Consider the following 6,517-nt stretch of genomic DNA (forward strand, 5'->3'; position numbering starts at 1 on the left):
GGAAACCCCCCTGCGAGGGGACGACCGCGGGGTCGGCCGCGGCCTACCGTCTCCCACGTGACCGAGACGACGACGTATCCCCAGACACCGCCCCCGCGCGGCGAGGACAGGCCGCGCAGCCCCGAGTTCCGGCTCGCCGCGGACGCCCTGCGCGGGCTGCGGCAGGACCTGTTCAGCGACGCCTTCGCCTACCGCCCGCTGCCCCGCGCGGCCGTTGATGGTCTGCCGGCACGTGTGCTGCCCGACCGTCTGAGGGAGTACGGGGTGTGGGCCCCGCACATAGCCGTCGCGGCCCTGGGCGGTTTCGCGGCGCTGGTGTCGCTGTCCAGCACCTATGGTGGCCCGATCGCCCTGCTGTGCGCGCTGCTGGTCCTCGCGCCGGTCCTGCTCACTCTGGCGCGTCCGGTGGCCGCCTTCTGGCTGTCGCTCCTGGCGACGACGATGACCGCGTTCGTCGCGGGCGGGTACTGGGACGCCTGGCCGTGGCTGCCGGGCAGCTTCCTGTCCCACCTGAGCGTGCTCACGGTGGTCGCGATACGCACCCGGCCGCGCACCGCCGCGTGGATGTGGGCGCTCACCGCGGTGTACGGCTTCCTCGCCGAGACCGGCTTCGCCTGGCACGGGTCCTCCGACGTCGCCCCGATGCTGTTCCTGTCCGCGCTGCTCCTGCTGGCCGTCACCGTCCGGCACACGCACCGCCAGGCCCGGCGGGAGGTGACCGCGCAGCGGACGGCGACCGCGCACGAACGCTCGCGGCGCACGCTGCTGGAGGAGCGCTCGACCATCGCCCGCGAGCTGCACGATGTGGTGGCCCACCACATGTCGGTGGTCGCCATCCAGGCGGAGGCCGCGCCCTACCGGGTGCAGAACCCGCCGCCGGAGCTGGAGAAGGCGTTCGCCACCATCCGGGAGAACGCGGTGGCGGCCCTGACCGAGCTGCGCCGGGTACTCGGCGTCGTCCGCGCGGAGGACTACGAGGCCCCGGACGCCCCGCAGCCCACCCTCGCCGACCTCGACACCCTGCTCGCCAACGTGCGGGACACGGGCCTGGAGGTCGGCATGACGGTGACCGGCGCGGTACGCGAACTGCCCCAGGGCGTCGAGCTGTCGGCGTACCGGATCGTGCAGGAGGCGCTCAGCAACACGCTGCGGCACGCGCCGGGGGCGACCGCGCGGGTCGAGATCGCTTACGTGCTCGGCGGGTTGGGCGTCCGCGTCGTCAACGGCCCGCCGCCCGCCCCGAGTCTGATCAAGCCCTCGCCGGGCGCCGGTCACGGCATCACGGGTATGCGCGAGCGGGTGACCATGCTGAACGGCGAGATGACCGACGGACCTACGGACGACGGGGGTTACGAGGTGACGGTGTTCCTGCCGGTGCCGACCCCGGGCACGGGGACCGACCTCTTCGAGGGCCGGGCATGACGATCCGGGTAGTGATCGCGGACGACCAGATGATGGTGCGCGAGGGCTTCTCCGTCCTGCTGAACGCGATGCCGGACATCGAGGTCGTCGGCGAGGCGGTGAACGGGCGCGAGGCGGTCACGCGGGTACGTGAACTCGCCCCGGACGTCGTGCTGATGGACATCCGCATGCCCGAACTGAACGGCATCGAGGCGACCCGGGAGATCGTCGCGGCGGACGCGGCGGCGAAGGTGCTCGTGCTGACCACGTTCGACCTGGACGAGTACGTCTACCAGGCCCTCCGCGCGGGCGCCTCCGGCTTCCTCCTCAAGGACGCTTCCGCCCGCCAACTCGCCGACGCGGTAGCGGTGGTGGCGTCGGGAGAAGCCCTCCTGGCCCCCTCCGTCACCCGCCGCCTGATCCACGAGTTCTCCCGCCTCTCCGACACCCCCCGTCTCATGCCCTCCGCCCACGCGGCCTACGGCGAACTCACCGAACGCGAGACGGAGGTGCTGGTCCTCATCGCCCAGGGCCTGTCCAACTCGGAGATCGCCGCGCGGCTGGTCGTCGCGGAGTCCACGGTGAAGACCCATGTCAGCCGGATACTGGTGAAGCTGGGCCTCAGGGACCGTACCCAGGCGGCGGTGTTCGCGTACGAGGCGCGGCTGGTCACGCCGGGGTGAGGCGGGGTGCCTCCGGCGGGGGAGCGGACGGCGGTCTCTGGGATGGGCATCGAGGTCGCGGGTGGCCGATAGCCTGCGGGGACCAACCACCTTCCCGTCCCGTCCCTGAGCAGAGTGCGAGCGTGTGTGCCGTGATCCGAGACCTGTACAACGTCCAGCTACGGCCCGCCGACGACGCCGTCACGCCGCTGACCGACGAAGAGGAACTCCGTTACCGGAACGTCCTGTTCAGCGAACTCGGCCACCAGATCGCCGAACAGGGCTGGGCCCGCTACCCCGCCCACACCCCGGAGGACCGCCGCCGACTGATCGCGGTCGCCCAGCGGCTCACCGCCCACTGGGGGCAGGAGGTCTGCTTCGAGGCGGAGGACACGACCCGGTTCCGGCTCTATCTGCGGGGAGCGGCGGGGTGAGTCAGGACTTCATCCTGGGCGACGAGACCCTGTGGAACCCGTCCAACGGGGCGGCCCGTCTCTTCCTGCGACAAGTGGAGCTGTTCGAAGCGGAGTTGGGCCTACCGTCAGGCATCGGCCCCATGGAATGCGACGAAGCCCGAATCGACCCCGCCCTCTTCGGTACCTTCGTCCACGCCCTCCTCACCCGGCACCGCCGCACCAGCCACACCATCATCCTGACCCTCTCCGAAGGCTTCACCGCGACGGCGCTGGCCCTGGCGGAGCGGGCCGGAATCGCGTTGGACTGGGCGGAGTTGGCGGCGATGCCTCGGGGCGCGCGGACTGACGTGCAGATCTCCGTGGGTACGGGGATGTCGACGCCGGCGGAGCCTGATGCCTGGGCGGCGGCGTTGCGTGAGAAGGCGGCGTACGTGAGTCGGCACATGGCTCGCTGACCGGCCACCCGGCCTCCGGCCGGGTCTCGTTTCCCACCCGCACCACCCGTACAACTTTGGGCGCGGTCCCCGGTGTACCAGTGGGGCTCTCACAGCCCCGGGCTCCGGCGGGCGAAGTCAGCGAGTCGGGCAGCGAACTCCTCGACCAGACCGCAGAGTTCCGCCGGGCCGTCAATGATGAACGGCCGGTCCAGGGAGGCCAGTACCGCGGGGAGCCAGTCGAGCTGGGTGACGCGGAGGGTGACGTGGGACCAGTCGTCCGGGGGAGAGGGGGCCGTCACGGTCGCGAGGCCGGGAGGGAGGCGGGTGTGGATGTGTTCGGGGGGTGCCTGGATGCGCAGGGTTACCTCGTGGCGGTGGGGGGCGGTGGCTAGGGCGGTCAGGACGCGTTCGGCCGGGGCGGGGTCGAGGGGTGGGTCGAAGGAGCCGGGCAGGGTGCGCGCGTCGGTGATGCGGTCCAGGCGGAAGGTGCGGTCCTCGCCGGAAGAGAGGTCCGCCGCCGTTACGTACCAGCGGCCCGCGTGGGCCACGATGCCGTACGGGTGCAGGGTGCGTTCGGTGCGGTGGCCGTCGGCGGCGGTGTAGCGGATCGAGACGGGGCGGTGGTGGTGTACCGCGTCGGAGATCGGGAGGAGGATCGCGGGGTCCGGGGCGGTCGGCGTTCTGCCGGGTGACTCCGTGAAGGCGAGTGAGCCGAGCACCGCGTCGAGTCTGCGGCGCAGCCGCTCGGGGAGTACCCGCCGGATCTTGGCCGTCGCCGTCCCCCTCGCCGTCTCCCCCGCCGTGTCGCTCGCCCTGTCGGTGCTCAGGCTGAGCAGCACGGCCAGTGCCTCGTCGTCGTTCAGCATCAGCGGCGGCATGCGGTAGCCGGGGCCGAGCCGGTAGCCGCCGTAGCGGCCGCGCACCGACTCCACGGGGATGTCGAGGTCGACGAGCTGCTGCGCGTAGCGCCGTACGGTGCGTTCGTCTACGCCCAGCCGGTCGGCGAGTTCGGAGACCGTCCGGGTGCCGCCCGACTGCAGTAGCTCCAGGAGGGTGAGGACGCGGGCGAGGGGTCGGGGCATGGCCGGAATTCTCCCGCGAATAGCGGGCGGGTTCTGCCCGGTATTGGTCGTAGCGTGCGATCACCAGGCCACCAGCGGCAGCACCTCAGAGGAGAACCCCGTGCACTTCGCCTCCACCCGCGTCATCACCGACGACGTCCCCCGCCTCGTCCGCTTCTACGAGCGGGCCACCGGCGTCCCCGCCACCTGGGCCACCGAGGACTTCGCGGAGGTGCGGACCCCGTCGGCCACCCTCGCGATCGGCTCCACCCGCACGGTCCCCCTGTTCGCCCCCGGTTCCGCCCGCCCCGCCGACAACCACAGCGTCATCCTCGAGTTCCGCGTCGACGACGTGGACAGCGTGTACGACAACCTGACCGGCTTCGTGGAGGACTTCGTCAACGAGCCCACCACCATGCCCTGGGGCAACCGCTCGCTCCTGTTCCGCGACCCCGACGGCAACCTCGTCAACTTCTTCACGCCGGGCACGCCACACACCACGTCACCCGCGTGACGCCCCCCGCCGTACTCCTCAGACTTCGATGCGAAGCCACGTGTCGCCCGCGCGAAGCCACAGCAGACCGTCACGACCCTGCCCGCAGCGCATGACCACCCGTCCGGGCACCCGAATCCCGCGCCGCTCGGTCACACTCCAGGCGTCACCATCCAACTCGGCTCGCACCACTTCGGTCGACCGCCGGTTGTGAACGCGCTTGGTCAGGACGGCTCGACGGCCGCGCACGGCGAACCGGCACGTCCGTGACCGGTCGACGCTGAAGCGACCCATCAGCCTGGCGAATCACGAGCACCCCGTCGAAGGGGACCTGCGGGCCCCACCCCACCCAGCCCTTCACGTAGCGGCTTCGGCGCAGGTACTGCCGAGCACGGCCCACCCTCACCATCCACACCGCCGAACCAGGCTCCTCCTTCGAAGAGGCCCTACGGGGGAAAGGGGTTGGCCTCAGCCGGCCGCGCGCCGTTCCCGGTGTGCCCGCCACCGCTCCATGAGTCCCGCCACGTCCTTCTCGATGAACTCGAAGAACTCCAGCGTCTCGGACAGCCGCCGCCCCGCAGGGGACTCCGCGCCGAGGGTGGAGACGCCGTCCCGCAGGGCCTCCTCCCACCGCTTGATGATGGCCTCGCGGTTGGTGAGGGCCTCGTACCACTGGTCGGAGTGGACGCGGTAGCGCTCGCGGCGGGAGCCGGGTTCGCGTTCGCGGGAGACGAGGTGGACCTGGGCGAGGTAGCGGACGGCGCCGGAGACGGCGGCGGGGCTGATGCGGAGCTGTTCGCCCAGCTCGGCCGAGGTGAGCGTGCCGGTGTCGGAGGAGAGGAGGGCCGCGAAGACGCGGGACGGCATGCGCGGCATCCCCGCCTCCACCAGCTGCGCCGCGAACCGTTCCACGAACCGCGACAACGTCTCCGGATCGCGGTCGCCCCCACTCTCCACCCTCGGCTCCGTCATCTCTCCACCCTAACCCGACTTCATACGATTCCTTAACTTCACAAATTTCTGAAAGAAGCGTACGTTCGCCTCCATGACGAAGGCCATCACGGTCTCGGGACTGCACAAGTCCTTCGGCCGTACCCACGCCCTCACCGGCCTCGACCTGACCGTCGAGCGCGGGGAGGTGCACGGTTTCCTCGGGCCGAACGGCGCCGGGAAGTCCACCACCATCCGCGTCCTGCTGGGCCTCCTCCGCGCGGACTCCGGTGCCGCGCAGGTGCTCGGCCGCGACCCGTGGACCGACGCCGTGGAGATCCACCGCCGGATCGCGTACGTCCCCGGAGACGTGACCCTGTGGCGCAACCTCTCCGGCGGCGAGGTCGTCGACCTGTACGGCAGACTCCGCGGCGGCCTGGACGAGCGCCGCCGCGCGGAGCTGACCGCGCGGTTCGAGCTGGACCCGACGCGGAAGTGCCGTACCTACTCCAAGGGCAACCGGCAGAAGGTCGCCCTGGTCGCCGCGTTCGCCTCGGACGTGGACCTGCTGATCCTGGACGAGCCGACCTCGGGCCTGGACCCGCTGATGGAGGAGGTCTTCCAGTCCTGCGTGGCGGAGGAGCGGGACCGGGGCCGTACCGTCCTGCTCTCCTCCCACATCCTCAGCGAGGTGGAGACGCTGTGCGACCGGGTCAGCATCGTGCGCAAGGGGCGCACGGTGGAGACCGGTTCGCTGGTGGAGCTGCGGCATCTGACCCGGACCAGCGTGCGGGCGGAGCTGCGCGGCGAGCCCGGCGCGAGCCTCGCGTCGCTCCCCGGCGTGCACGACCTCGACGTCCAGGGCCACCGAGTCCAACTCCAGGTGGACACCGACCAGTTGGACGGCGTCCTGCGCGCCCTCACCGCCGTCGGCGTCCGCTCGCTGACCTCCACCCCGCCGACGCTGGAGGAACTGTTCCTGCGGCACTACGAGGAGACCCCGGCGGAGACGACGACGGACGCGGAGGTGGCCGCACGATGACCACCACGGCCCCCGAACTCCACCCCGGCCCCCACCCCGCCTCCACCCTCACCGGCACCCCCGCCCTCCTCCGCT

The 6,517-nt window shown here is 71.4% G+C and carries 8 protein-coding genes; 6 read left to right on the forward strand and 2 right to left on the reverse strand.

All coding sequences use genetic code 11. The features are described from left to right. Positions 1–57: 57 nt before the first annotated feature. From GTW40_RS19375 to GTW40_RS19390, 4 genes are all read left to right on the forward strand, one after another. Positions 58–1,422, forward strand: a complete 1,365-nt coding sequence (locus GTW40_RS19375; protein WP_161181462.1) for a histidine kinase — start codon at positions 58–60, stop codon at positions 1,420–1,422. After that, entirely contained in the window at positions 1,419–2,084 is a 666-nt protein-coding gene (locus tag GTW40_RS19380) for a response regulator transcription factor (RefSeq protein ID WP_161181463.1), read from the forward strand. The genes GTW40_RS19375 and GTW40_RS19380 overlap by 4 nt, the downstream gene beginning before the upstream one ends. Positions 2,085–2,215: 131 nt before the next feature. Beyond that, a complete protein-coding gene (locus GTW40_RS19385) occupies positions 2,216–2,497 on the forward strand; it encodes a hypothetical protein (RefSeq protein WP_161181464.1) in 282 nt (93 codons plus the stop codon). Then, positions 2,494–2,934, forward strand: a complete 441-nt coding sequence (locus tag GTW40_RS19390; protein WP_161181465.1) for a DUF6086 family protein — start codon at positions 2,494–2,496, stop codon at positions 2,932–2,934. Before GTW40_RS19385 ends, GTW40_RS19390 begins: the two co-directional genes overlap by 4 nt. Positions 2,935–3,023: 89 nt before the next feature. On the opposite strand, the gene GTW40_RS19395 is transcribed toward GTW40_RS19390, so the two are convergent. Beyond that, entirely contained in the window at positions 3,024–3,998 is a 975-nt protein-coding gene (locus tag GTW40_RS19395) for a YafY family protein (protein ID WP_161181466.1), read from the reverse strand. Positions 3,999–4,098: 100 nt separating this feature from the next. On the opposite strand from GTW40_RS19395, the gene GTW40_RS19400 reads away from it, so the two are divergent. Further along, positions 4,099–4,491, forward strand: a complete 393-nt coding sequence (locus GTW40_RS19400) for a VOC family protein (RefSeq protein WP_161181467.1) — start codon at positions 4,099–4,101, stop codon at positions 4,489–4,491. 447 nt (positions 4,492–4,938) lie between these two features. Here the strand turns inward: GTW40_RS19400 and GTW40_RS19405 are convergent, their stop codons facing one another. Continuing rightward, entirely contained in the window at positions 4,939–5,442 is a 504-nt protein-coding gene (locus tag GTW40_RS19405; RefSeq protein WP_161181468.1) for a MarR family transcriptional regulator, read from the reverse strand. A 73-nt stretch (positions 5,443–5,515) separates the two neighbouring features. Between GTW40_RS19405 and GTW40_RS19410 the strand changes: the two genes are divergently transcribed. Continuing rightward, complete coding sequence (locus GTW40_RS19410) at positions 5,516–6,442, forward strand: ABC transporter ATP-binding protein (protein ID WP_161181469.1); 927 nt, start codon at positions 5,516–5,518, stop codon at positions 6,440–6,442. The last annotated feature ends 75 nt before the right edge of the window (positions 6,443–6,517 follow it).

This window comes from Streptomyces sp. SID4985, from assembly GCF_009863025.1.
In the GTDB taxonomy this organism is placed as follows: Bacteria; Actinomycetota; Actinomycetes; order Streptomycetales; family Streptomycetaceae; genus Streptomyces.